At 59.9% G+C, this 20,831-nt stretch carries 28 protein-coding genes; 14 read left to right on the top strand and 14 right to left on the bottom strand.

The window, feature by feature from the left end; all coding sequences use genetic code 11:
* Window positions 1–9: 9 nt before the first annotated feature.
* Window positions 10–1,230 carry a M24 family metallopeptidase gene (locus tag BR24_RS09285; RefSeq protein ID WP_496541215.1) on the bottom strand — a complete coding sequence of 407 codons (1,221 nt, stop codon included), beginning with the start codon at window positions 1,228–1,230 and terminating at the stop codon, window positions 10–12.
* An 80-nt stretch (window positions 1,231–1,310) separates the two neighbouring features.
* On the opposite strand from BR24_RS09285, the gene BR24_RS09280 reads away from it, so the two are divergent.
* From BR24_RS09280 to BR24_RS09270, 3 genes are read left to right on the top strand one after another with little or no spacing between them, the layout of a single operon-like run.
* Entirely contained in the window at window positions 1,311–1,733 is a 423-nt protein-coding gene (locus tag BR24_RS09280) for a CoA-binding protein (RefSeq protein WP_496541214.1), read from the top strand.
* Entirely contained in the window at window positions 1,730–2,173 is a 444-nt protein-coding gene (locus tag BR24_RS09275; RefSeq protein ID WP_496541213.1) for a YkgJ family cysteine cluster protein, read from the top strand. Before BR24_RS09280 ends, BR24_RS09275 begins: the two co-directional genes overlap by 4 nt.
* Before the next feature lie 9 nt (window positions 2,174–2,182).
* On the top strand, window positions 2,183–3,034 hold the full coding sequence (locus tag BR24_RS09270; RefSeq protein WP_496541212.1) for a J domain-containing protein: 852 nt from the start codon (window positions 2,183–2,185) through the stop codon (window positions 3,032–3,034).
* Here the strand turns inward: BR24_RS09270 and BR24_RS09265 are convergent.
* Window positions 3,024–3,197: a hypothetical protein gene (locus BR24_RS09265; protein WP_496541211.1), complete on the bottom strand. Its 174-nt coding sequence runs from the start codon at window positions 3,195–3,197 to the stop codon at window positions 3,024–3,026. The genes BR24_RS09270 and BR24_RS09265 overlap by 11 nt on opposite strands.
* A gap of 254 nt (window positions 3,198–3,451) precedes the next feature.
* Between BR24_RS09265 and hisH the strand changes: the two genes are divergently transcribed.
* The 9 genes from hisH (at window position 3,452) to BR24_RS09220 (ending at window position 9,564) form a co-directional block, all read left to right on the top strand.
* Window positions 3,452–4,093: an imidazole glycerol phosphate synthase subunit HisH gene (gene hisH, locus BR24_RS09260; RefSeq protein WP_018123169.1), complete on the top strand. Its 642-nt coding sequence runs from the start codon at window positions 3,452–3,454 to the stop codon at window positions 4,091–4,093.
* Complete coding sequence (gene hisF, locus BR24_RS09255; protein ID WP_496541210.1) at window positions 4,083–4,862, top strand: imidazole glycerol phosphate synthase subunit HisF; 780 nt, start codon at window positions 4,083–4,085, stop codon at window positions 4,860–4,862. Before hisH ends, hisF begins: the two co-directional genes overlap by 11 nt.
* A 439-nt stretch (window positions 4,863–5,301) precedes the next feature.
* Complete coding sequence (recQ, locus tag BR24_RS09250) at window positions 5,302–7,503, top strand: DNA helicase RecQ (protein WP_496541209.1); 2,202 nt, start codon at window positions 5,302–5,304, stop codon at window positions 7,501–7,503.
* 57 nt (window positions 7,504–7,560) lie between these two features.
* A complete protein-coding gene (locus tag BR24_RS09245) occupies window positions 7,561–8,028 on the top strand; it encodes a hypothetical protein (protein WP_496541208.1) in 468 nt (155 codons plus the stop codon).
* 159 nt (window positions 8,029–8,187) lie between these two features.
* Window positions 8,188–8,475, top strand: coding sequence for a sll1863 family stress response protein (locus tag BR24_RS09240; protein ID WP_496541207.1), 288 nt, complete (start codon window positions 8,188–8,190; stop codon window positions 8,473–8,475).
* Between the two features lie 59 nt (window positions 8,476–8,534).
* Window positions 8,535–8,702 carry a DUF1328 domain-containing protein gene (locus BR24_RS09235; RefSeq protein ID WP_496541206.1) on the top strand — a complete coding sequence of 56 codons (168 nt, stop codon included), beginning with the start codon at window positions 8,535–8,537 and terminating at the stop codon, window positions 8,700–8,702.
* A gap of 26 nt (window positions 8,703–8,728) precedes the next feature.
* Window positions 8,729–8,911 carry a hypothetical protein gene (locus BR24_RS09230; protein ID WP_496541205.1) on the top strand — a complete coding sequence of 61 codons (183 nt, stop codon included), beginning with the start codon at window positions 8,729–8,731 and terminating at the stop codon, window positions 8,909–8,911.
* Window positions 8,912–8,943: 32 nt separating this feature from the next.
* Window positions 8,944–9,378, top strand: coding sequence for an MgtC/SapB family protein (locus BR24_RS09225; protein ID WP_496541204.1), 435 nt, complete (start codon window positions 8,944–8,946; stop codon window positions 9,376–9,378).
* 51 nt (window positions 9,379–9,429) lie between these two features.
* Complete coding sequence (locus BR24_RS09220; RefSeq protein ID WP_496541203.1) at window positions 9,430–9,564, top strand: DUF3096 domain-containing protein; 135 nt, start codon at window positions 9,430–9,432, stop codon at window positions 9,562–9,564.
* A gap of 87 nt (window positions 9,565–9,651) precedes the next feature.
* On the opposite strand, the gene BR24_RS09215 is transcribed toward BR24_RS09220, so the two are convergent.
* From BR24_RS09215 to BR24_RS09165, 11 genes are all read right to left on the bottom strand, one after another.
* Window positions 9,652–10,656, bottom strand: coding sequence for a fatty acid desaturase (locus BR24_RS09215; protein ID WP_496541202.1), 1,005 nt, complete (start codon window positions 10,654–10,656; stop codon window positions 9,652–9,654).
* 198 nt (window positions 10,657–10,854) lie between these two features.
* Window positions 10,855–11,451, bottom strand: a complete 597-nt coding sequence (locus BR24_RS09210) for a 2-oxoacid:acceptor oxidoreductase family protein (RefSeq protein WP_496541201.1) — start codon at window positions 11,449–11,451, stop codon at window positions 10,855–10,857.
* Window positions 11,452–12,303: a 2-oxoacid:ferredoxin oxidoreductase subunit beta gene (locus BR24_RS09205; RefSeq protein WP_496541200.1), complete on the bottom strand. Its 852-nt coding sequence runs from the start codon at window positions 12,301–12,303 to the stop codon at window positions 11,452–11,454.
* 4 nt (window positions 12,304–12,307) lie between these two features.
* Window positions 12,308–13,453 carry a 2-oxoacid:acceptor oxidoreductase subunit alpha gene (locus BR24_RS09200; protein ID WP_496541199.1) on the bottom strand — a complete coding sequence of 382 codons (1,146 nt, stop codon included), beginning with the start codon at window positions 13,451–13,453 and terminating at the stop codon, window positions 12,308–12,310.
* Between the two features lie 32 nt (window positions 13,454–13,485).
* Window positions 13,486–13,710 (bottom strand): 4Fe-4S dicluster domain-containing protein, encoded by a 225-nt coding sequence (locus BR24_RS09195; protein ID WP_018123156.1) that lies wholly within the window; start codon window positions 13,708–13,710, stop codon window positions 13,486–13,488.
* 123 nt (window positions 13,711–13,833) lie between these two features.
* Window positions 13,834–14,475 carry a precorrin-8X methylmutase gene (locus BR24_RS09190; protein WP_496541198.1) on the bottom strand — a complete coding sequence of 214 codons (642 nt, stop codon included), beginning with the start codon at window positions 14,473–14,475 and terminating at the stop codon, window positions 13,834–13,836.
* Window positions 14,472–15,155, bottom strand: a complete 684-nt coding sequence (gene deoC, locus BR24_RS09185; RefSeq protein ID WP_496541197.1) for a deoxyribose-phosphate aldolase — start codon at window positions 15,153–15,155, stop codon at window positions 14,472–14,474. The genes BR24_RS09190 and deoC overlap by 4 nt, the downstream gene beginning before the upstream one ends.
* Window positions 15,155–15,871: an amino acid ABC transporter permease gene (locus BR24_RS09180; RefSeq protein WP_496541196.1), complete on the bottom strand. Its 717-nt coding sequence runs from the start codon at window positions 15,869–15,871 to the stop codon at window positions 15,155–15,157. Before BR24_RS09180 ends, deoC begins: the two co-directional genes overlap by 1 nt.
* Window positions 15,872–15,880: 9 nt before the next feature.
* Complete coding sequence (locus tag BR24_RS09175) at window positions 15,881–16,648, bottom strand: amino acid ABC transporter permease (protein ID WP_496541195.1); 768 nt, start codon at window positions 16,646–16,648, stop codon at window positions 15,881–15,883.
* Window positions 16,649–16,727: 79 nt separating this feature from the next.
* A complete protein-coding gene (locus tag BR24_RS09170) occupies window positions 16,728–17,534 on the bottom strand; it encodes an ABC transporter substrate-binding protein (protein WP_496541194.1) in 807 nt (268 codons plus the stop codon).
* 48 nt (window positions 17,535–17,582) lie between these two features.
* Window positions 17,583–18,311: an amino acid ABC transporter ATP-binding protein gene (locus BR24_RS09165; protein WP_496541193.1), complete on the bottom strand. Its 729-nt coding sequence runs from the start codon at window positions 18,309–18,311 to the stop codon at window positions 17,583–17,585.
* Between the two features lie 607 nt (window positions 18,312–18,918).
* On the opposite strand from BR24_RS09165, the gene BR24_RS09160 reads away from it, so the two are divergent.
* Both BR24_RS09160 and BR24_RS09155 read left to right on the top strand, forming a co-directional pair.
* Window positions 18,919–20,193 (top strand): protein kinase, encoded by a 1,275-nt coding sequence (locus BR24_RS09160; RefSeq protein WP_496541192.1) that lies wholly within the window; start codon window positions 18,919–18,921, stop codon window positions 20,191–20,193.
* Window positions 20,180–20,485 (top strand): arsenic metallochaperone ArsD family protein, encoded by a 306-nt coding sequence (locus BR24_RS09155; protein WP_496541191.1) that lies wholly within the window; start codon window positions 20,180–20,182, stop codon window positions 20,483–20,485. Before BR24_RS09160 ends, BR24_RS09155 begins: the two co-directional genes overlap by 14 nt.
* On the opposite strand, the gene BR24_RS09150 is transcribed toward BR24_RS09155, so the two are convergent.
* Complete coding sequence (locus BR24_RS09150; RefSeq protein ID WP_496541190.1) at window positions 20,447–20,809, bottom strand: hypothetical protein; 363 nt, start codon at window positions 20,807–20,809, stop codon at window positions 20,447–20,449. The two genes, BR24_RS09155 and BR24_RS09150, sit on opposite strands and share 39 nt — an antisense overlap.
* Between the last annotated feature and the right edge of the window lie 22 nt (window positions 20,810–20,831).

Here is a 20,831-nt window from a genome sequence, read left to right as displayed (position 1 = left end):
GAGCGGACGCTATTCCACACAGATGATGTCGAACTCGTCGCCGGTGATGCAGCGTGCGCCGTCCTCGGTGATCTCGAAAGTGTTCTCCACGCCGACCATGCCGACGCCGGGAATACCCTGCTTCGGCTCCACGGCGATGACCATGCCCGGTTTGAGCGGGTCGCGGAATTTCTTGGCAAGCGGCGGCCACTCGTCGATGGTCAGGCCGATTCCGTGGCCGATGAAGGGCACCTTGTTTTCCCCGAGGCCCATGAAGCCTTCGGCAAAACCGCGCTCTTCCGCCTGCGACGCGCAGTGCAGGTACAACTCCTCGGGCGTTGCGCCGGGACGGGCGTTGTCCGCTACCCACTGCTGCATCTCCATGCAGAAATCCTGTGCGCGGCGAACCTCGTCCGGGATGGATGAGGCCGGTCCGGCCCAATAGGTCTGCGTTTTGTCGGTGTGGTACCCTTCCACAATGAACCCGATATCCATGCCGAGCGGTTCGCCTTCGTTCCAGAGCCTGCCCGCATAGCCCATGTAGGGCGACGCCGGGTGCTCGCCGCGCAATCCGAGCGGGCCGTTGAAGATGCTGGGGTAGTTGCCGGAATCCCCGGCAGAGACATGGCCGAGGAAGGCCTCCTCGCCGTGGGCCTGCATTCGCATGAGTCCCTGATGCCCGTTGGCGAAGAACACTTCCCACGCCTTGTGGGAGATTTCGCGCTCGCTCATGCCCGGCTTGATCACTTCCGGGATAAGCTCGTGCAGGCAGTGGTGGTGCCGCTGACCGACCTTGCGCATGATGTTCAGCTCCCAAGGCGACTTGACGGACTTGGCCAGCGCCACGGCATGATCGGCGGGCTGGAAGGTCGTGTCGGAGAGCTTGGCGGTCAGCATGTTGGAGAGCTGCCACGTCAGGCCGGCGGTCTCCGCGCCGACAGTCGCGCTCAGCGGGCTTCCTGCCGCAGCGCAGACCTCGGGAATCTGGCCGTAGGACTTGAAGGGGTGCGGCTCAAGCCCCGCTTCGAGTCGCGCGCGATCCACGCCCTTGCGAATCATCAGGACCGGGTCGCCCTCCAGCGGAATCCACAGCGCGCCCTGCCCGAGCGTGCCGGTGAAATAATAGATATTCAGGCGGGAAAAAATCAGAATACCGCCGGTTTCGGGTGCGATCTCGCGAAGGTGGCTTCGCACGGCCTCAAACCGACGCTCCAGTTCTTCCTGCGGTATATTCGCCAAAGATTCAAACATGTCTCAATCTCCTGGACGGTTACGGGGGACTATGCAAGACCGGATGTTTCCGGTATCAAAATGCGGACGAAGGAGTTGCAATGCTGTACAACGAGAAAGAGCTAGCCGCCCTGCTCCGCGAGGTCAAGACCGTCGCCGTCGTCGGAGCCGTGGACAAGCCGGGCCGCCCCGTGGACAGAGTGGGCCGCGCCCTTATCGACATGGGTTTCACCGTCATCCCCGTCCACCCGAAACGAACCGGAGTATGGGGACTGGAAACATACAAGACCATCAAGGATATCCCGCATCATGTTGATATAGTGGACCTTTTTCGAGCCTCCGAGTTCTGCACGGAGCACGCCGCCGAGGTTCTGGAGCTGGACTCGCTGCCCCGCTGTTTCTGGATGCAGTCGGGCATTTTCAACCCCGAAGCCCGCGCCATGCTCGAACCGAAAGGCGTCATGGTCGTAGAAGACCTCTGCCTCAAGGTCGAAGCCGAACGCCTGCTGCCGGAGGCCCGATGAGCGTCGCGGCTTTCGATTGCAAAATGTGCGGCCACTGCTGCCATGGCGAAGGCGGAATCGTCATGTCCGAAAAAGACCGTGTGCGCCTTGCGGAGCATCTTGAGCAGGAAGTGGATTCCATGCTTGAACAGTACGCCTACCAGCGCGGCGGGAAATGGCAGGTCGTCACGGGTGACGACGGCTACTGCGTCTTCTTCCGTGAAGGCGCGGGATGTAGCGTGCATCCGGGCAGACCCGACATCTGTCGTGCGTGGCCCTTTTTTCGCGGCAACCTCGTCGACGAGGGAAGCTGGAGGATGATTCAGGAATACTGTCCCGGCGTAAACCCCGAGGCGGGTCACGACGAGTTCGTGCGTCAGGGCAAGGAATACATCCGCCGGGAAGGACTTTCGCGACACGACCCCGACTGCGACGCCAACGCGCTCATCAACGAGGAGTAACCGTCCACCATGTCCATGTCCGTCAATGAATGCTACCGGATTCTCGGCGTCCGCGCCGGTTCGGACATGGACGCGGTCAAGACCGCTTTCAGGCAGCTCGCCTTCAAGCTCCACCCCGACCTGAACGACTCGCCGGATGCGGCCGACCGTTTCCGGAAGGTCAACGAGGCGTACGTCACTCTGCGCAAGACCATCGGGGAAGAGCCCGGCTCGGGCGGGGGCAGCCGTGCGGACAGCGAGCACCGCGACCGCAGCCACGGAAGGGCCTACAAGCGCCCCGACGAAGGAGCGCGGGCCTATCAGCGGCAGCAGCGCAGCACGCGGCCCGGACCCGGCGCACAAAAGAAACAGCGCAAGAAGTGGGAGCCGGGACCGGAATCCACGCGCTCGCGCAGCCAACGCTTCTATTACAGAGAAGAAGAAGTATTCCGGGACCTCATGAACGACCCGTTCGCACGACAGGTCTTTGAGGACATCTACAATCGTGTGGACAAGAACCGCCCGCACGGTGGCCCACTAAAACTCAAACGCCGAAAACTCAGCCTCAACTTCAAAGGCAGGAAGCTGGAGCTCGACCTCTCGGACGGCATCGTCGGTAGCGCCCGGAACTGGGTTCGCTCCCACCTCGACGACGAACTGACTGCCTACTTCCCCGCCAGCGTGCTCATGCCGGGACGCAAGATCCGCATCACGGTTCATCGCCGCTTCAGCAACGAGCCTCGTACCATCGAAGTGACCCTGCCCTCTGACTTCCATCCTGGCCGTCCCATCCGCCTGCGGGGACTGGGAAAGCAGGTCGGCCCGTGGAAGGGCGACCTGCTGCTGAAGGTCTATCCCGAAGAAGCCCGGCCTACCAGATAACCAGCCCTTCCCTGCCGTTGCGCAGCTCGCGCACTGCCGGGGCGGGACTCTCGACCGCGGCCTCGGCCACGTCCTTGGCAACCAGTTCGAGCTTCACGAAGAAGACCGACACGGAAAGACTTGCCAGAACGAACAACACGGTTCCCATTACTATCGATATCATGCGGCCTCCTTGTTTTTGCGGCTTATGCATACGCCGTTTTTCCCTTTTCCTTCTCAAAGAGTGTGCCATTTATAACTGCAAATCATTCCGGCACGTTGTAAAAAGCATACACTCCATGAAAAATTACATTTTTGAAAAGACACCCAAAAGCGCTTCGAAAAACGTAAATAATGAGCGCGTGAGGAAAACGACTTGCAATCCGAGCTTTTTTTCACTACTCGCTGGAATGAATGAAACCCCTGAGGAGGGCCGACATGCTGGCAATCTTTGAATATAACGCCGGGAACCAGACCAGCGTGAAACGCGCTTTGGATCACCTCGGCATCGAAAACGAAATCACCAATGACCCGGAACGGCTCGAAGCCGCCGACGGCATCATCTTTCCGGGTGTCGGCGCGGCCGGACAGGCCATGGACGAGCTGCACATCGACGGCAAGGACGAGACGCTCAAGGCGCTCATCTGGCAGGAAAAACCCATGCTGGGCATCTGCGTAGGCTGTCAGATTCTGCTGGACTATTCCGAGGAAAACAACACCAAGGCACTGGCCATCATCCCCGGCGAATGCCGCCTCTTCAACCCTTCTTGGACCGACTACGAGGGCGACCCCATCCGCGTCCCGCACATGGGCTGGAACACCATTGAACTGAAGCAGGAATGCGAACTCTTCAGGGGCATCGACCCCGAAGCGAATTTCTATTTCGTGCACAGCTATTTCCCTGCCCCCAAGGAGGAATTCATCATCGGCGAAACCCGCTACGGCCGCGACTTCTGCTCCGTGCACGGGCGCCGGGGGCTCTGGGCCGTGCAGTTCCACCCCGAAAAGAGCGGCAAGCCCGGACTGCAGATGCTCAAGAACTTCCACAATTTCTGTCTGGAGGCAGCCAATGCTGAGTAAACGAGTCATCCCCTGCCTCGACGTTCGCGACGGCCGTCTGACCAAGGGCATCAAGTTCAAGGACAACGTGGACATCGGCGATCCCGTTGAGACCGCCCGCAAGTATTACGAGCAGGGCGCGGACGAAATCGTCTTCTACGACATCACCGCCTCTTCCGAAGGACGCGGCATCTTCCTCGACGTGGTGGACAGGGTCGCCTCCGAGATATTCATCCCCTTCTCCGTGGGCGGCGGCCTCAACACGGTCGACGATATGCGCGACGTGCTGCTCGCCGGCGCCGAAAAAGTCTCGGTGAACTCCGGCGCCGTCAAGAACCCGGACATCATCAGCGAAGGCGCCGCCCGCTTCGGCTCCCAGTGCATCGTGCTGGGCATGGACGTCAAACGCGTGGAAAAGAGCGAGGACATCCCCTCCGGGTTCGAGGTGGTCATCCACGGCGGGCGCAAGCACATGGGCATGGACGCCCTCGAATGGGCCAAGACCGGCGAGGCGCTCGGCGCAGGCGAAATCTGCCTGAACTCCATCGACGCCGACGGCACCAAGGACGGGTACGACCTTGAACTGACCCGCCTCGTGGCCGAGTCCGTTCACATCCCGGTCATCGCCTCCGGCGGCGCCGGGCATCCCGACCACATGGTGGACGCCGTGACCAAGGGCCGCGCCAACGCCGCCCTCATCGCCTCCATCGTCCATTACGGCGAGTGGACCCTGCCGGACATCAAAAAGCACATGGCGGACGCCGGAGTCGTCATCCGGACAATCTGGTAACCGGCGCACCCACCGGATGCGCACATCCGGTCCATCCAAGCCCTCACGGGCGAACATATGCATATATGAAACGGGCGGTTCCACTCCGCCCGTTTTCTTTGCCCTGTAAAAACATACAATACAGAGTTACCGCATGTTCGTGGTGGATCTGGACCGGTGCTGGATGCCCTTTTACGCATACAGGGATGCGCATACGTACAGTACGTGGCCAAGGTCGCCAGGGCCGAGAAGCTGACTTTCGCAGCCCCGCCGCGCAGTGGTCCCTCGGGGCAACCATCCAACGGCATCCGGGTGTTGCAAAGATCCCGGACGCCATCGTCCGCAACAGCGATACTCCCTTGCCAAAATTGCAGAAAGTTCTCGCAGACTATCAGGGAAATGCCGAGTAGCCCCTGCATCGGGCTTTGACCGAATCGGCCCCAACTGGTAGCTCCATCGCATGCCGACTCCCCATGATATCCTGCGCACGGTTTTCGGATTCGATGACTTCATCGGCCTTCAGGGCGACGTGATCCCTCACGTGGCCGAGGGAGGCGATGCGGTCGTGCTCATGCCCACCGGCGGCGGCAAGTCGCTCTGCTATCAGATTCCGGCCATGCTCAGGGACGGGTTCGCGGTCGTGGTTTCGCCGCTCATCGCGCTCATGCGGGATCAGGTGGCGGCGTTGCGTCAGGCGGGCGTGCGCGCTGCATGCCTGAACTCATCTCTCTCGGCGCAGGAAATGAACGAGGTGCAGGCCGACCTGGAATACGGACGGCTCGACCTGCTCTACGTGGCGCCGGAGCGCCTGTGCCGCCCGGAATTTCTGGACCGGCTGGCGCGGCTTCGGCCGAACCTCTTCGCAATCGACGAAGCGCACTGCGTCTCACAGTGGGGGCACGACTTCAGGCCGGAGTACCTCCAACTCTCCATCATCCCGGAGCGCTTTCCCGGCGTGCCGAGGATGGCGCTCACAGCCACGGCGGACCTGCCCACCCGCAACGACATCCTCAGGCACCTCAGCCTCGACGGGGCACGTATCTTCGCCACCGGGTTCGACAGGCCGAACATCCGCTACACGGTACAGCCCAAGGACAAGCCGCAGCATCAGCTACTCCAGTTCATACGCAATACACATCAGGGCGACTCGGGCATCGTCTACCGCATCAGCCGCAAGAAGACCGAACAAACCGCCGCGTTCCTGAACAAAAACGGCATCACCGCCCTGCCTTACCACGCGGGCCTGAGCGCGGAGGACCGGAACTCGCATCAGGAGCGGTTCATGCGCGAGGAAGGATTGGTCATGGTCGCCACCGTGGCCTTCGGCATGGGCGTGGACAAGCCGGACGTACGATTCGTGGCGCATCTGGAACCACCGCGCAGCCTTGAGGCGTATCATCAGGAGACCGGACGCGCCGGGCGCGACGGGCTACCGGCGGACGCGTGGATGACATACGGGCTTCAGGACTTTGCCATCATGCGCTCCATGATCGTGGGCGGGGAGGCCGACGACCGGCGCAAATTCGTGGAGCACCGCAAACTGGATTCCATCATGGCCTTTCTGGAGGCTCCGGGATGTCGCAGACAGGCGCTGCTCTCCTATTTCGGCGAGGACATCGAACCTTGCCAGAACTGCGACACCTGCGCCCAGCCGCCCAAAACGTGGAACGGCACCGTGGCCGCGCAGAAGGCGCTCTCCAACATTTTCCGAACTGGGCAGCGCTTCGGGGCCAAGCACCTTGCGGACGTGCTCAAGGGCGAAACAAGCAAGCGCATCACCCAGCTCGGCCACGACCAGCTCTCCACATACGGTATCGGCGAGGAGCTTTCCGGCGGGGAGTGGCGTTCCGTCTACCGCCAGCTCGGGGCATCCGGACTGCTTGAGGTGGATATGGAGGGCCACGGGGCGCTGCGTCTCAACGAGAACTCGTGGCAGGTGCTTCGCGGCGAACGCGAAGTGGTGCTGCGCACCGATCCTGTTGTTCCGAAGGTCTCCCGCCGTCGCACCAAGGGCGAACGCATCGACGAGGAGGGAACGCTGTCCACCAGCGAAGCCCGCATCCTCTTCGACGCCCTGCGCGCAAAGCGGGCCGAACTGGCCTCCGAGCGCGGCATTCCGCCCTACGCGGTCTTTCCGGACCGCACCCTGCTGGAGATGGTCCGCTACCGCCCGTCGACACAGGCGGACATGGGGCTTCTCAGCGGCATCGGGGCAATGAAGCTGCAAAGTTTCGGTGAAACCTTCCTTGCCGTTCTGGAGGGGCATGAAGCCATAAACGGCCGACCTGATGACATCCCGCCCCTGCCGCATCAACGCGCCGCCAAATCGACACCGGAACGCGCGAGCGAATCCGCGCTCGAGAGCGCGCGTGCGTTCACGCGGCTCGGCAGCGTCGAGGCGGTGGCGCAGGAACGAAACCTCAAGCCGAACACCGTCTGGAACCACCTTGCCAGCGCCGTATCCACAGGCGAGGTGAACTGGCGTGACATGTGTCTACTTGAGGAGGACGCCGTCCGCGAGATTCGCGACGTCATGACCGCGTTCCGCACACGGGGCATCATGGAGCTCTCTCCGGTCCACGAAGAGCTTCAGGGACGTTATGACTACGGGCTGCTGCGCGTCATTCGCAACGGATTGGCCCGAGAAAGCGCCCCGAATTGAAGAAGGGCTTGATCTGCCCGCCGGATTGCGCTAGTGAGCTGCAAAACCTGTAAGCCCATGACGAAGCCACCTCTGGAACAACCCCTCATCCGCCCTGTGCGACGCGAGCTCGACCGGATCATCGAACAGGAGATCCGCGACGGACAGCGCAAGAACGACTCCATGCACTGGGGCAATACGGGCGAAGAGATCATCACCGCCGCCAACATGGCTCTGGATGCCGTGGACCCGGTGGTGGGCGAGGATCTCCCGTCGTTCTTCCAGTCCTGCATGGAGCAGCTCCATCGCGCACATCAACAGTATCGCTGCGATCATGACGAGGACTCCGGGCACGGCTCCGCCACGTTCCATTCCATCAAGGCCGCGCTGACCGAACTTGCCTCGCGGCACGGGCTGACCCTGTCCATTCCCGAACTGCCGGATTCCTGTACCCCCGTCCATTGCGCCGCAGCTCCCCCTATCCCAAACAGTGCCGCCGGTAACGACTCGCTCATCAGACGCCTCATTCGCGCCCTCAGAGACTAAGCCCGTTCCGTTCCATTTCAGCCGCTCCCGCCAGCTGCCCCTTCTCGTTTTATGCCCCCCTTTGACGAAACGTTCGTTTCATGTAGTATGCACACTAAGTTCCTGTGAATTGCGCACTACAAATTCACTCAACAGACAAAACACGAAGGAGCATTACTCATGGCAAACCGTGAAGAATATGTTCAGAAAATGAAGGCCAAGCTCGACGAGCTCAACGCCGAAGTGTCCCGCCTGGAGGCCAAGGCCAAAGGCGCGGAGGCCGACCTGCGCGTCAAGTATGACGATGAAATCAGGCAGCTGAAGGAACGCCGCGAAGAGGCCAAGATCAAGCTGGCCGAGTTCCAGGAGGCAGGAGACAGCGCCTGGCAGGACCTGAAAATTGGTCTTCAGGGCGCGTGGGACATTCTTGACGAAGCCATCAAGTCCGCAAGCGCACGCATCAAATAGCTTATGCCGACTGGGGCGGGCTTCCGCCCCAGTCTTCACTTTCACTATAGGGAGGGAATATGCTGTCCTGGTCAGTCGTCTTTTTCATCGTGGCAATACTCGCAGGCATCCTCGGCTTTGGCGGAATATCTGCGGCGGCTGCTGGAGTGGCGAAAATTCTTTTCTTCGTGTTCCTTGTTGCTTTCGTAATCTCGCTGGTTATGGGCAGGCGCAAGCCGCGCGTTTGATTCACTTCACCCAATAAGGAGACCTCATGAAAGTATTCAAGAAGCTCATCTACGTTTTCTGTCTGCTGGCATTTCTTGTCGTCGGTTTCGGTTGTGAACAGGAAGGACCCGCCGAAAAGGCTGGCAAGCAGGTCGATCAGGCCATTGAAGAGGCTGGCGACAGCATTGAGGAAGCCGGGGACAAGCTCGAAGAGTCGGTGGACAACTAGCTGTCACGAGGATTTGCATCGTGCCGCCATTCATGGATATCGACTGGGCGCAGGTTTGGTATCACCTCTGGCACCTCGCCTTTGCCTACCTGTTGGCCCTGCCTATCGGACTCAACCGGGAAGCAAGCGAAATCCGCTTCGGCATGAGAACGTTTCCGCTCGTGGCCGTCGTCACCTGCGGCTTCATGCTGGTGGGCATTTCGGTGCTTGATTCCACCGGGTCCGAGGCACGGGTCTTTCAGGGGCTCGTCACAGGCATCGGCTTCCTCGGAGGCGGCGCGATCCTCAAACACAGGGAATCCGTCATCGGCACGGCAACCGCTGCAAGCATCTGGAACATGGGCGCCATAGGCGTGGCCACCGCGTTCAACCGCTATGAGATAGCCATCGTCCTGAGCGTGGTTAACTACCTGACGCTCAAGATGGTTGGCGGTCTCAAGGACAAGCTGAGCGAAGAAGAACAATAACAGAAAATCGGCGCTTGATAGCACCGACAAGAAACAACAAGGAGTTCCAATATGAATCTTCACGTGGACCTGCAACCTCTGCTATCTCTCATGGCAGGAATACTGATCCTTCTCGTCCCCAAGATGCTCAACTATATTGTTGCAGCCTATCTGATCATATTCGGCGTACTCGGACTGATGCAATAACCGCGTGCTCCGCGCGCCATGCCCTACCGCGAACGCCTCTGCCGCAGGCGCGGTCCGGCGTCGCAACTTCTGTCGGAACAGGTGGCACTAAGCGGTTGCGGAAGCGAAGCCGACAAGCCTACGCTCTTCCTCGTCCCACAGCTTCAGTCTCAGAGACCTCAGGCTTTTCAGAAAGGTCAACTCCCGGACCTTTTGCACCGCCGGTGTGGAATCATAGCTCTCCTGAAGCCTGTAATTGGGGATTTTCGGGAGAATGTGATGCACATGGTGCAGCCCGATGTTGCCGGTAAACCACTGCAGCACCTTGGGGAGCCTGTAGTACGAGCACCCCTCCATGGCAGCCCTTGCCGGATCCCATTCGTCCTGATGCGCCCAGTAAACACCCTCGAACTGATGCTGAACGTAAAACAGCCATACCCCTATGGCTCCGGCGATGAGCATTATCGGCACCTGAATCATCAGATAGGTTTTCAAGCCAATGATCAGGCTGGCCAGAACGACGATCGTCACGATGGCGACATTTGTAATCATGGCGCTGAAGCGCTCACGCCTTCCTTCCCATCTGTGCAGGAAACGTTGGGTAATCAGGAATGAATAGCCTGGGCCGATTCCAAGGAAGATGAGCGGGTTGCGATAAAGGCGGTACGCTAGCCGCTTGATCGGAGGAAGATTCCGATACTCATTCACGGTCAACGTCCAGATGTCGCCCACGCCTCTTTTGTCCAAATTGGCATAACTTCCATGGTGAACAAGGTGATTGTGTTGCCAGTAGGCAAAGGGAGTGAAGGTCAGAATGCCGGATATGTAGCCCAGAACAACATTGGCCCGGCGCGTGGCAAAAAACGAACCGTGGGTGCAGTCGTGGAAAATGATGAAAATTCTGACCAGGAGCAGGGAAGCAAGAATGATGGGGGGCAATACGGCGTAAAATGGCGCTTCGCTCTTCACGAGATAAATGAGCAGTCCCCACATGCCAAAGTACGGCAGATACGTATCCACGACCTGCCATCCGGCTCGCACATGGTCATACCTTGCATAAGGCTTCAAAAGGGTTCGTAAATCCCCAATCGACAGCTTGTCGGCATCATGCATGACGTTCTTCCAGCCTTCCCCTAGGTCAAAAGGGGAGTTGGTTTTAATCCCAATGTTAGCCAATTTGAGGGAACGCAGCAAGAGGGTTCACGCTGATAGATCAGTGTCCCGGCCTCAACGAAGCTGTGTGCGGGGCAAACCCCACCCCGTCATGCCGAAAAGAAAGCCCCCTTCCAGAGAAGAGGGCTTTTTGACGAGCTATTGGTCCTCGGAAGGTTTTCCCCATATTTCGGGGGACTCTCCGAACGCTTTTTTCGCCTCACGGTGACCGAGGTTGAACGCCTTGACGTTCACTGCCCGAATCTTCTGCGGCAGCGCCTCTTCCATGTTCTTGCGCATAACGCGCTGAACCGTGAACGGCAGCAGGTGCGTCAACGCGCCGAGCACCACGGTATTCATGGCCTGCACGATGCCGATCTTCTCCTTGGCCATTTTGGTGAAAGGCAGGCCGAGGTAGTGGTTGGACGGCGGCTGTTTCACTATATCCGTCTCAATAACCAGCGCTCCGCCGGGCTTGAGATACGGATAATAGGCATTGCAGGCCTCCTGAGACAACGCCACGAGCAGATCAAGGTTTTCCGCCTTGGGGAAGCTGATGCGCCCTGAACTGACCACGAGGTCGCAGCGGCTGGACCCACCGCGCGCTTCAGGCCCGTAGCTCTGGGTCTGGGTCACGTTGTAGCCGTGCCCCAGCGCAAGCCCCGCGCCCATGACTCTGCCGAGAGTGATGATCCCCTGCCCTCCGAGTCCGGAGAAACGGATTTCGAAACGTTCCAGATTCATTGGCTGTTTCATCTACTTGCCCTCCCCTTCCTGCTTGGCGAGCATTTCCTTCTTGAGGGCGTAATAGCGGTCCTCGAGCCCGGGCTGCCCCTTGTCGGCGAAGACGCCAATGGGAATGCGCGACGCCCGCTGCTGCTCGGTCATTTCTTCGTACCGTTCAACGGGAACCGCCGTTTTCTTGAGCCATTTGTACATATCCACGGGGCCCTTGAACTTGTTCTTGCGACCGTACTGCGTATGGCAGGGAGTCAGCACTTCAAGCATGTTGAACCCGGGCTGGGTGATGGCCTGTTGCATGAGCTTTTCCAGCTTCTGAACGTGGAAAACTGTACCGCGGGCAACATAGTTGGCGCCGGCGCCTCTGGCGAGGTCCACGGTGTCGAAGTTTTCCTCCAGCTGGCCGAAGGGCGCGGTCATGGACACGCTGCCCGAGGGCGTGGCCGGAGAGCTCTGGCCGCCGGTCATGCCGTAAATGTTGTTGTTGAGCACCAGCGCGGTTATGCCGATGTTCCGCCGCGCCGCATGGATCAGGTGGTTGCCGCCGATGGACAGCGCGTCCCCGTCGCCCATGATGCAGATGACCTTGAGTTTGGGGTTGGCCATCTTGATGCCGGTGGCGAATGTCAGCGCGCGTCCATGCGTGGTGTGAATGGTGTTGAAGTCCACGTACACGGCGAGTCTGCCGGAGCAGCCGATGCCTGCGACAATCACCATGTCGTCTTTGGGGATGTCGAGCGCGTGCACGCTGCGGATGAGCGAACCGAGCACGATGCCGTGGCCGCATCCGGCGCAGAGGACGTGCGGGAACTTCTTGTTGTGCCTCAGGTATTGATGAATGATCTGATTTCCTGTCACTTCGTTCATGGCCCTACCCCTGCATGATAACCTTGAGGATTTCGGAAGGCGTGATGATCTGGCCGTCGACGCGGTTCACGGTGCGCACCGAGGCGCGCCCCATGTTCACCCGTTTCACCTCGCGGGATATCTGCCCCATGTTCATCTCCGGCACCACGATCGTGCGTGCGCGGGCCAACAGCTTTTCGGTGGCCCGTCTGGGATAGGGGAAGAGCGTCTTGAGTTTGAGCAGTCCGGCCTTCACCCCGGATTCGCGCGCCTGCTGGACGGCGTATTCCGCGGATCTGGCCACCGACCCGTAGGCCACAACGACCACATCGGCGTCTTCCGTGGTGGTCTCTTCGGTGATCTGGATGTCGTAGAAGAACTGGTCGATCTTGCGGTGCATCCGCTGCACCAGTTCGTTGACCTCGTCCGGGCGCGAGGTGGGAAAGCCGTTGCGGTCATGGGTCAGGCCGGTGACGTGGAAACGGTAGCCGGACCCGACCGGCGGCATGGGCGGCACGCCGCGCACCGTCTCCTCGTAAGGCTTGTACCACTCCGGCGGCATGGACGGCACCACGCGGTTGAGGATCTCGTAGTCGCCGTTCTCGGGCACCTCGATCTTCTCCCGGGTATGAGCCGTGATTTCATCAATGAGCAGCACCACCGGGGTGCGGTATTTTTCGGCCATGTTGAAGGCCCTGATGGTCATCTCCAGACATTCCTGCACATCAGAAGCGGAGAGCACGACAATGGGATGGTCGCCGTGGGTGCCCCAGCGGGCCTGCATCACGTCGCCCTGCGCCGGACTCGTGGGCAGTCCGGTGGAAGGGCCGCCGCGCATGACGTTGACCAGCACGCACGGAGTTTCGGCCATGCACGCGTAGCCCAGATGCTCCTGCATCAGCGAGAAGCCGGGACCCGAGGTGGCGGTCATGGCTTTTCTGCCGGCCAGCGACGCGCCTAGCACGGCTCCCATACTGGCGATCTCATCCTCCAGCTGGATAAAAACACCGTCCTCCGTTCCGGGAAGACGGTTCGCCATTATCTCCATGATTTCAGAGGACGGAGTGATGGGATAGCCCCCGAAGAACGAACAGCCCGCAATGAGGGCCCCCTCGACCACCGCCTCGTTGCCGAGCGCGAAAATCTCTTTTTTCTTCTTCTTTCTTGCCATGTTGGAAAATCCTCTCCCGCAGCGGTGGACTGCTATTCTTCCGATTTCGTCTTTGCAGTGACGACGATGGCGAAATCCGGGCAATGCAGCTCGCAGAACCCGCAGTGAATACAGTCGTCTTCCCTGGCAACGTGACATTTCCCCGTTTCGTCCAGCTCAAGCACCTTGGCCGGACAGAAGGACACACAAACGCCGCAACCCTTGCACCAGTCCGGATAGACCGTGACCTTGCTCTGTCCCTTCTTCTTTTTTGCCATAACCTCAATCCGATAAAGAGTGGTAACCCCAATGCCTCGGCCGAACAGTAATAGTTCCGGCGTAGCACTGTCTTATGAGCAAGGCAAGCGTCACAGGGACGAATATGATACGGGAATAACGACTCAGCGCAGAACGATCTCCGCCAGCGCATTGACCACGCAGGCGGCGAGCGCGGATCCGCCCTTGCGGCCACGCACGGAGATGCAGGGAACGCCGGAGTCCATGAGGTAATCCTTGGACTCGGCTGCGTTGACGAAGCCCACGGGCATGCCGACTACAAGCGCAGGCGGCTCGGCCCCTTCGCGGATCCGGTCAACCAGCCGGATCAGGGCGGTGGGCGCGTTGCCAACAACCCAGACCGCGGGTTTCATTTCCGCAAGGGCCACGTCAACGGCGGCGAAAGCCCGGGTGGTCCCACGCTCCTTGGCTGCCTCAGCCACGCGCGGGTCGTTCATCAGGCAACGCACGGTGCAGCCAAGCGGCTCCATGCGGCGGTTCGGGATGCCCATACGGGCCATTTCGGTATCGGTGACGATGGTGCAGCCGGATGCCAGCGCGGCCTTACCCCGGTCGATGGCGTCAGGGTGGAAGTGTACGAGTTCGAGCAGCTCGAAATCCGCGGTGGTGTGCACCATGCGGCGGGCGATTTCCCACTGCTCGCCCTCGAAAGGACGCGGCTCGGGAACTTCGGCGTCGATGATCCGAAAGGACTCGGCTTCGATGGCGGCTGGGAGGGGTATGTTGCGGATGCTGTCGCGACTCATTGCTTGGGCTTTCGCGGAGCACGGCCGCCGCAGACCGCCACGGACGAGGAGGTGCCGAGCCTGTCGGCACCGGCTTCCAGCATGAGCCGGGCGTCGTTGAAATTCTTGATGCCCCCGCTGGCCTTGACGCCGAGCGAATCTCCGACAGTCTCGCGCATGAGCCGCACGGCAGAAGGCGAAGCACTCCCGGTCCCGAATCCGGTGCATGTCTTGACGAAGGCGGCCCCGGCCTCCGCACTCAGTTCGCAGGCTTTTACGATTTCGGAATCCTTGAGCAGCCCGGACTCGATAATGACCTTGACCGGCACGCCGCCAGCCGCCTTCACCACGGCCTCGATGTCCCGAAGCACGGTCTTGTGATCGTCAGCCTTGAAGCACCCGACGCTCATGACCATGTCGACCTCTGAGGCGCCCAGCCGGACGACGGCCTCGGTCTCCGCGGCCTTGGTTTCGGTCAGGCTCGCTCCCAAGGGGAATCCCACCACGCTGCATACGCCCGGCTCCTCCCTCTTGAGCAGCCAGGTGGCGAGCTTGACGTGTATGGGGTTGACGCACACCGTGCGGAATCCGAAACGAACCGCCTCGGCGCACAGCTTGTCCACGTCGGCGGCGGTGGCGTCGGGTTTGAGTAGCGTATGGTCGATGTAAGGCGCGACCTCGAGCGGTCTGGTAATCTGCATCAACTTCCTCTGGCCTGATAGCGTGACAACTGTTTTTCCAACCTGCGGCTCGTGGATGTGAGCACCCAACAGATGATGAAATACAGGACCGCGATGGTGATGTAAATCTCTGCGGAGGCATTCATCTCGCGGTTGTCCACCTGAACCGCGGTCCGGGTAAGCTCGTTCACGCCGATGACATAGGCCAGCGAGGTATCCTTGGTCAGGGACACGAACTGGTTCACGAAGGACGGAATCATGTTGCGCAGCGCCTGCGGCAGGATCACGAACACCATGGCCTGCGTCTGCGACAGGCCGGTGCCGCGCGCCGCTTCAAGCTGTCCGCTCGGCAGCGCAAGAACGCCCGCACGGACGATCTCCGCGATGTAAGCGCCGGTGAAGATGACGAAGGCGATGAGCGAACTCTGGAATCCGGGCAGATTCTTGCCAACGGCCACAGGGGCCAGAAAGTAGAACCAGAAGATGAGCATCAGAAGGGGCACGCCTCTGATGACCTCGATGTAGAAGACGCTCGGATATCTGAGCCAGGGCTTCTTGGACAGGCGCATGAGGCCGAAGGCCATGCCTATCCAGAAGGCGAAGAAGATGCCGAGCACAGCGAGAATGATGCTCGCCAGCAGCCCGCCGACGTTGTGAATGTAGGGAAAGACCCCGTCGAACTTGGTGGCCCCCCAGAGGAAATAATCGAAGTTGTTCCAAACGACTTCCCAGTGCATTGCGGCCCCCTAGTATTTCACCTGCAGCATGAAGTGCTTGTTGTACAGATTGATGCAAAGCGAGACGACGAGCGAGATGCACAGGTAGATGAGCGTCGCGACGGTAAAGGCCTCGAACCCGCGGAACGAATAGGACTCCACCTGACGGGCCATGTAGGTCAGCTCGCTGACGCCGATGACCATGCACAGGGAGGAGTTCTTGATGAGGTTCAGGGACTGGGAGATGAGCGGCGGCACGACGATGCGCACCGCCTGCGGCAAGACGACATAGCGATATGCCTGCGTGAACGAGAGCCCCACGGCGCGGGATGCTTCCAGCTGGTTCTTCGGAATCGAGAAGATGCCGGCCCGGATTTCCTCTGCGATGAACGCAGAGGTGTAGACCGTCAGGGCGATTACGCCGGAGAAGAACTCGACGTTGAGCAGCATCCACTCGCCCACGAATTCATGACCGAACAGCGTGAAAGCGCCGGGAACGAAAACATACAGCTCGTTGAGCCAGGTCATGATCCCTTCCGGAATCACGAGATACGCTCCGAAATACCAGAACAGGATCTGCACCATCAGCGGCGTGTTCCGGAAAAATTCCGTAAATGCGAGGGCAAACCACTTGAAGGGTTTGAAAGGCGTCATGCGCATTACGCAGATGATGATCCCGAGGAGCATTGCGCAGACGAGCGAGACGACGGAGATTTGCAGGGTGGTGACAAATCCCTCGTACAGCCACTGTGCGTATTCGCCGCTGAGGACGACATCCCATTCGAAAGTGTAATTCAAGGCGCTGTCCGTCTGTTTGGGGGTTGCATAGAAAGGGAGCGCCGCAGGCGCGGCGCTCCCGAACAGTCGGATTCAAAACCTACATGGGCCAGACGACCATTTCCCAGGTGTCGGGCAGCTCGTAGCCCATCCACTTTTCGAAGAGGGTTTCGTAGGTGCCGTCGAGCCACATTTCCTGCAGGGACTTGTTCACGAAGTCGCGGAACGGGGATTCGTTCTCCGGCACGCCGAGTCCGTAGGGCTCGCTGGAGAAGAAGTCGCCGACGATGGCCCAGTTTTCGGGGTTGTCGTCACCGGCCTTGAGACCGGCGAGGATACCGGAGTCGGTGGTCACGGCCTTGACCTTGCCCTGCTTGAGAGCCATGAAGGCCTGCGGGTATTCGTCATAGGCAACGACGCGGGCCTTGGGGTTGGCCTTGACCATGTTCTTTTCGGAGGTGGAGCCCTTGACGGTTCCGACCTTCTTGTTGGTCAGGTCGGCCGGGGATTCGATGCCGGAGCCCTTCTTCACGAGCAGCTTCTGGCCGTCCATGAAGTAGGTGATGGAAAAGTCGATCTTTTCGTCGCGGGAGTGCTTGTGAGTCATGGTCGCGGCGAGCATGTCCACGGAGCCCTGCACCAGCATGGGAATGCGGGTGGCGGAGGACACAACCTTGAATTCGACGGGCACGCCGAGCTTCTTGCCGATTTCCTTGCAGATGTCCACGTCGAAGCCGGTCAGTTCCTTGGTCTCGGGGTCGATGAATCCGAACAGGTTCACCGAGTCCTTGACGCCACAGATCAGCTTGCCGCGTTCCTTGATCTCTTCCAGCTTGTCCGCTTGGGCTACGCCGGCGCAGAACACGAAGGTCAGGATCATGGCCAGAATGGTAGTCAGCCGTTTCATTGTGCCTCCTCGAAAAGGGTTGGGGTTACTCTCCATAAACCGTAACTGTTAAAGGATTTCCTTCAGGAAAGCCTTGGTACGCTCGTGGCGGGGGTTGCGGAAGAATTCGTCCGGCGGAGCCTGTTCCACCACGACGCCTCCGTCCATGAAGATCACGCGATCCGCGACTTCGCGTGCAAAGCCCATTTCGTGCGTCACGCAGAGCATGGTCATTCCCTCGCGGGCGAGGTCCTTCATGACGTTGAGCACCTCGTTGATCATTTCCGGGTCGAGCGCGGAGGTGGGTTCGTCGAAGAGCATGACCTTGGGCTTCATGGCCAGGGCGCGGGCAATGGCCACGCGCTGCTGCTGGCCGCCGGAAAGCTCGGCGGGGTACTTATGGGCCTGATCGTGAATCCCCACCCTTTCAAGCAGGGCAAGCGCGTTCTGCTCGGCGTCGTCCTTGTTCATCTTGCGGACCTTGAGCGGCGCGAGCGTCACGTTCTTGAGAACGGTCAGGTGCGGATACAGGTTGAACTGCTGGAAGACGATGCCGATCTCGGCGCGCAGCTCGTTTATATCCACATCCTTGTCCTGAATATCCTTGTCGTCGAAAAGAATGGTCCCCTTCTGGTATTCTTCAAGACGGTTGATGCAGCGAATGAAGGTACTTTTTCCCGAGCCGCTGGGACCGCAGATGACAAGCACCTCGCCCCGGTTCACGTTCTCGGTGATGCCCTGCAGAACATGAAAATCGCCGAACCATTTCTGCAGATTGTTGACTTCGATCATTGCCATAAGTTTCTACTCCGAAAAAAAATTTCGACGAGGCTCCGCAAAGAAATTGCGTCTGACCGCCGCTTGTGACCCGCTCCGGGTCTGGATGTCTCCATGATAGCTCATCTCGTCTGCAATAAAATAGCAAAAAAGTCAAGGTGCGGGGCCTCATACAGAGGCGCCCCCACCATCGTTTTCATAAATGTAATTGCTCCACAAAACCACCATGAAACGTGCCTGTTTTACGACCTGACAAATACCTCCCATTGCGGCCACGCCGGAACTTGACACGGGTGTTTTCAACACCGGGCTCCAAAAAGCCTGCCCGGCAACGCTTTCTGACGTGATTTCGACATTCTTTCCGTGATGAAAACCGCCACCATTGCCACACCGTGACGGCTGCCTCCTTTGTCAAGGCGAACCGCGAGGTGACGACAACAGTCGAAATCAACTCGGGCCATGGCCTTTGAGTGTAAAGCACGGCAACGCTTTGCAGAAGCAGAGGCCTCCCCGTTGCGCATTGCCCAATGAACTCTGTGGGAATGACTCGTTCTGCAAAACAGCAGTTTTTTCATTCAGGGCATGCATTTCGGTTCGGAAAAAGATATCATGAAGCCGGAGGTATCCCATGTGGGCACGCATGCAGGAAATGGCCATACGAATGCAGACCCCGAGGCGGCTCCACGAGGGCGATGTCGTAAACGGGTGGCGCGTTCGCCGGGCTCTGCCCCCCATAACGGGAAACAGGCGCTATCTCGCCGTTAAGGATTGGCGTCTGGGTGAGTTGCGACAGTTTTACGACGTGAACACGGACGCGTTCCTGCGGTGGCAGCATCAGGCCCGGCTGGCAACCTTGCCTCATGTGGAAGGGCTCGTCCACGCGGAAGAGGAATGGAGCGGAGGCATCGTCATCCCTGACCCACGGCTTGCATCGTTGCAGCAAAGCGCTCCCGACGACACGGAGGGCAGGGTCCGACTGGCGGCGGGCACCGCTTCCCTGCTGGCCGGGATGCATGAGGCGGGAATGGTCCATCACGACCTGCATCCCGGAGCCGTCCTGCATGGCCGCGAAGCGGTTCTTCTACGCCACCTCGGCCGCTCCTCCATCAGCGGCATTCACGACTTCTGGACACGATTCGCCGGATGCCGGATGCTCGACTTCGCCGCCCCCGAACAATTGCAAGGGCAGCGGGGAGGCAGCTTTTCCGACGTTTACGCGTTCGGCATGATCCTGCATCACCTGTTCGGCGCACCGCCGTATGCCCGCAGGCTGCTCCGAGCCGGGCTCATGGGCCGCAAAGTTTTTCGACGTCTGCAACGCCTGCTTGGATTCGGAACCATGCCGCCGAGCATCAGAGAAATTGCCGACGCATGTCTGGAATCCGCTCCGGAGAACCGGCCCGACATGCGGGAGATCGCCGAAGAGCTCGACAGCGCTCCGCAAACACTTCCGCGGTTCACCTCGCGCCGCAACGCCGATGCCCTGCGGGTCATGGCCTTCGTGACCGAAGATGACCACACCTCCTCGGTTCTGGCCCGGGCGAGAGAGCTGGGGAGCCAAGGGCATGCCGTACTGATCGTCTCTCTGGTACCACTCGATCTTGCCACCGGCGAGATGGAAGGATTCAAGATCGCGCTCTTCAAGCGTCTGTGCCATGGTCTCCGCGCCCTGCGCGAGGCAACCGCGGACTGGGGCCTGCTCCTGATCGACAACGCAGACCCCGCACAGGCCGCCCGCCGTCTCTACCGCGGCCTGTACCCGGATGCCGTGATCTGCGGCCCGCCGTCGCGGCACGGCCTCGCCACCACCTTCCGTCCCGGAGTCCGGCGCACGCTTGAGCGGCTCGGAGCCCCGTTCGACACTCCCTTTACTCTGGAGGCTGAGAACATTGAAGCGTCATGAAGTGGAAGTATTTGTCAGCAAGGTACCCTGCGCCTGTTGCGGGGAGACTCCCGACCCGGAAATGGACAGGCTCATGAGCGACCTTCAGCAGGCCAAGGAAACGCTCGGAGACCGCATGATCTACAGGGTCAACGGCCTGAACAACCTCAGCGCCTTCCGGGACAACCCCGAAATGAGCGCACTGCTCAGAAGCGAAGGCCACGCCGTGCTGCCGGTTGTTTTTCTGAACGGGGAGATTTTCAGCAAGGCACAGTCAGTCGAAATCGACAAGCTGCTGGGCGCCATGGGCTGAAGACTCGTTGTCCACGTCCAGCGCACGCAGGGCCAGACGCTCCATGTCCTGTATCTCTGCAATGCCGATGAACCGTTCCACTTCCTTGCCATCGACCACTGCGAGAAAGCTCGGTATTCCGCGCACGCCGAAATGGCGCATGCCCTTCTCGATGTCACTGAAAGAAAACAGGCAGCAGAAAATCTCCCGCCCAAACCTGCGGGAGGTCACTTCAAGCGCCTCGATCTGACCGGAAGCGCTGCGGCCGCGCCGGATGAAAGCCACGAGAACAGGCTTTCGTTCCGAAACTGCCAAAACGTCGTCAAGGTCCACGGTCCTGAGCATTGCCATCCCCTGGGAGACATTT

It is taken from the genome of Pseudodesulfovibrio halophilus DSM 5663, assembly GCF_059568665.1.
Note: the sequence above shows the minus strand (reverse complement) of the source record. Positions and strands in the feature narration are given on the sequence as shown.

What these genes read in the sequence shown, in the direction of transcription:
- BR24_RS09160 (WP_496541192.1), top strand. Translation starts at nt 18,919, where the DNA reads ATGTGGGCACGCATGCAGGAAATGGCCATACGAATGCAGACCCCGAGG.
- BR24_RS09245 (WP_496541208.1), top strand. Translation starts at nt 7,561, where the DNA reads ATGACGAAGCCACCTCTGGAACAACCCCTCATCCGCCCTGTGCGACGC.
- BR24_RS09240 (WP_496541207.1), top strand. Translation starts at nt 8,188, where the DNA reads ATGGCAAACCGTGAAGAATATGTTCAGAAAATGAAGGCCAAGCTCGAC.
- BR24_RS09280 (WP_496541214.1), top strand. Translation starts at nt 1,311, where the DNA reads ATGCTGTACAACGAGAAAGAGCTAGCCGCCCTGCTCCGCGAGGTCAAG.
- BR24_RS09195 (WP_018123156.1), bottom strand. Translation starts at nt 13,710, where the DNA reads ATGGCAAAAAAGAAGAAGGGACAGAGCAAGGTCACGGTCTATCCGGAC.
- BR24_RS09265 (WP_496541211.1), bottom strand. Translation starts at nt 3,197, where the DNA reads ATGATATCGATAGTAATGGGAACCGTGTTGTTCGTTCTGGCAAGTCTT.
- BR24_RS09285 (WP_496541215.1), bottom strand. Translation starts at nt 1,230, where the DNA reads ATGTTTGAATCTTTGGCGAATATACCGCAGGAAGAACTGGAGCGTCGG.
- deoC (WP_496541197.1), bottom strand. Translation starts at nt 15,155, where the DNA reads ATGCAGATTACCAGACCGCTCGAGGTCGCGCCTTACATCGACCATACG.
- BR24_RS09180 (WP_496541196.1), bottom strand. Translation starts at nt 15,871, where the DNA reads ATGCACTGGGAAGTCGTTTGGAACAACTTCGATTATTTCCTCTGGGGG.
- BR24_RS09210 (WP_496541201.1), bottom strand. Translation starts at nt 11,451, where the DNA reads ATGAAACAGCCAATGAATCTGGAACGTTTCGAAATCCGTTTCTCCGGA.
- BR24_RS09150 (WP_496541190.1), bottom strand. Translation starts at nt 20,809, where the DNA reads ATGCTCAGGACCGTGGACCTTGACGACGTTTTGGCAGTTTCGGAACGA.
- hisF (WP_496541210.1), top strand. Translation starts at nt 4,083, where the DNA reads ATGCTGAGTAAACGAGTCATCCCCTGCCTCGACGTTCGCGACGGCCGT.
- BR24_RS09275 (WP_496541213.1), top strand. Translation starts at nt 1,730, where the DNA reads ATGAGCGTCGCGGCTTTCGATTGCAAAATGTGCGGCCACTGCTGCCAT.
- BR24_RS09205 (WP_496541200.1), bottom strand. Translation starts at nt 12,303, where the DNA reads ATGAACGAAGTGACAGGAAATCAGATCATTCATCAATACCTGAGGCAC.
- BR24_RS09235 (WP_496541206.1), top strand. Translation starts at nt 8,535, where the DNA reads ATGCTGTCCTGGTCAGTCGTCTTTTTCATCGTGGCAATACTCGCAGGC.
- BR24_RS09270 (WP_496541212.1), top strand. Translation starts at nt 2,183, where the DNA reads ATGTCCATGTCCGTCAATGAATGCTACCGGATTCTCGGCGTCCGCGCC.
- BR24_RS09225 (WP_496541204.1), top strand. Translation starts at nt 8,944, where the DNA reads ATGGATATCGACTGGGCGCAGGTTTGGTATCACCTCTGGCACCTCGCC.
- BR24_RS09215 (WP_496541202.1), bottom strand. Translation starts at nt 10,656, where the DNA reads ATGCATGATGCCGACAAGCTGTCGATTGGGGATTTACGAACCCTTTTG.
- recQ (WP_496541209.1), top strand. Translation starts at nt 5,302, where the DNA reads ATGCCGACTCCCCATGATATCCTGCGCACGGTTTTCGGATTCGATGAC.
- BR24_RS09170 (WP_496541194.1), bottom strand. Translation starts at nt 17,534, where the DNA reads ATGAAACGGCTGACTACCATTCTGGCCATGATCCTGACCTTCGTGTTC.
- hisH (WP_018123169.1), top strand. Translation starts at nt 3,452, where the DNA reads ATGCTGGCAATCTTTGAATATAACGCCGGGAACCAGACCAGCGTGAAA.
- BR24_RS09220 (WP_496541203.1), top strand. Translation starts at nt 9,430, where the DNA reads ATGAATCTTCACGTGGACCTGCAACCTCTGCTATCTCTCATGGCAGGA.
- BR24_RS09200 (WP_496541199.1), bottom strand. Translation starts at nt 13,453, where the DNA reads ATGGCAAGAAAGAAGAAGAAAAAAGAGATTTTCGCGCTCGGCAACGAG.
- BR24_RS09165 (WP_496541193.1), bottom strand. Translation starts at nt 18,311, where the DNA reads ATGGCAATGATCGAAGTCAACAATCTGCAGAAATGGTTCGGCGATTTT.
- BR24_RS09190 (WP_496541198.1), bottom strand. Translation starts at nt 14,475, where the DNA reads ATGAGTCGCGACAGCATCCGCAACATACCCCTCCCAGCCGCCATCGAA.
- BR24_RS09230 (WP_496541205.1), top strand. Translation starts at nt 8,729, where the DNA reads ATGAAAGTATTCAAGAAGCTCATCTACGTTTTCTGTCTGCTGGCATTT.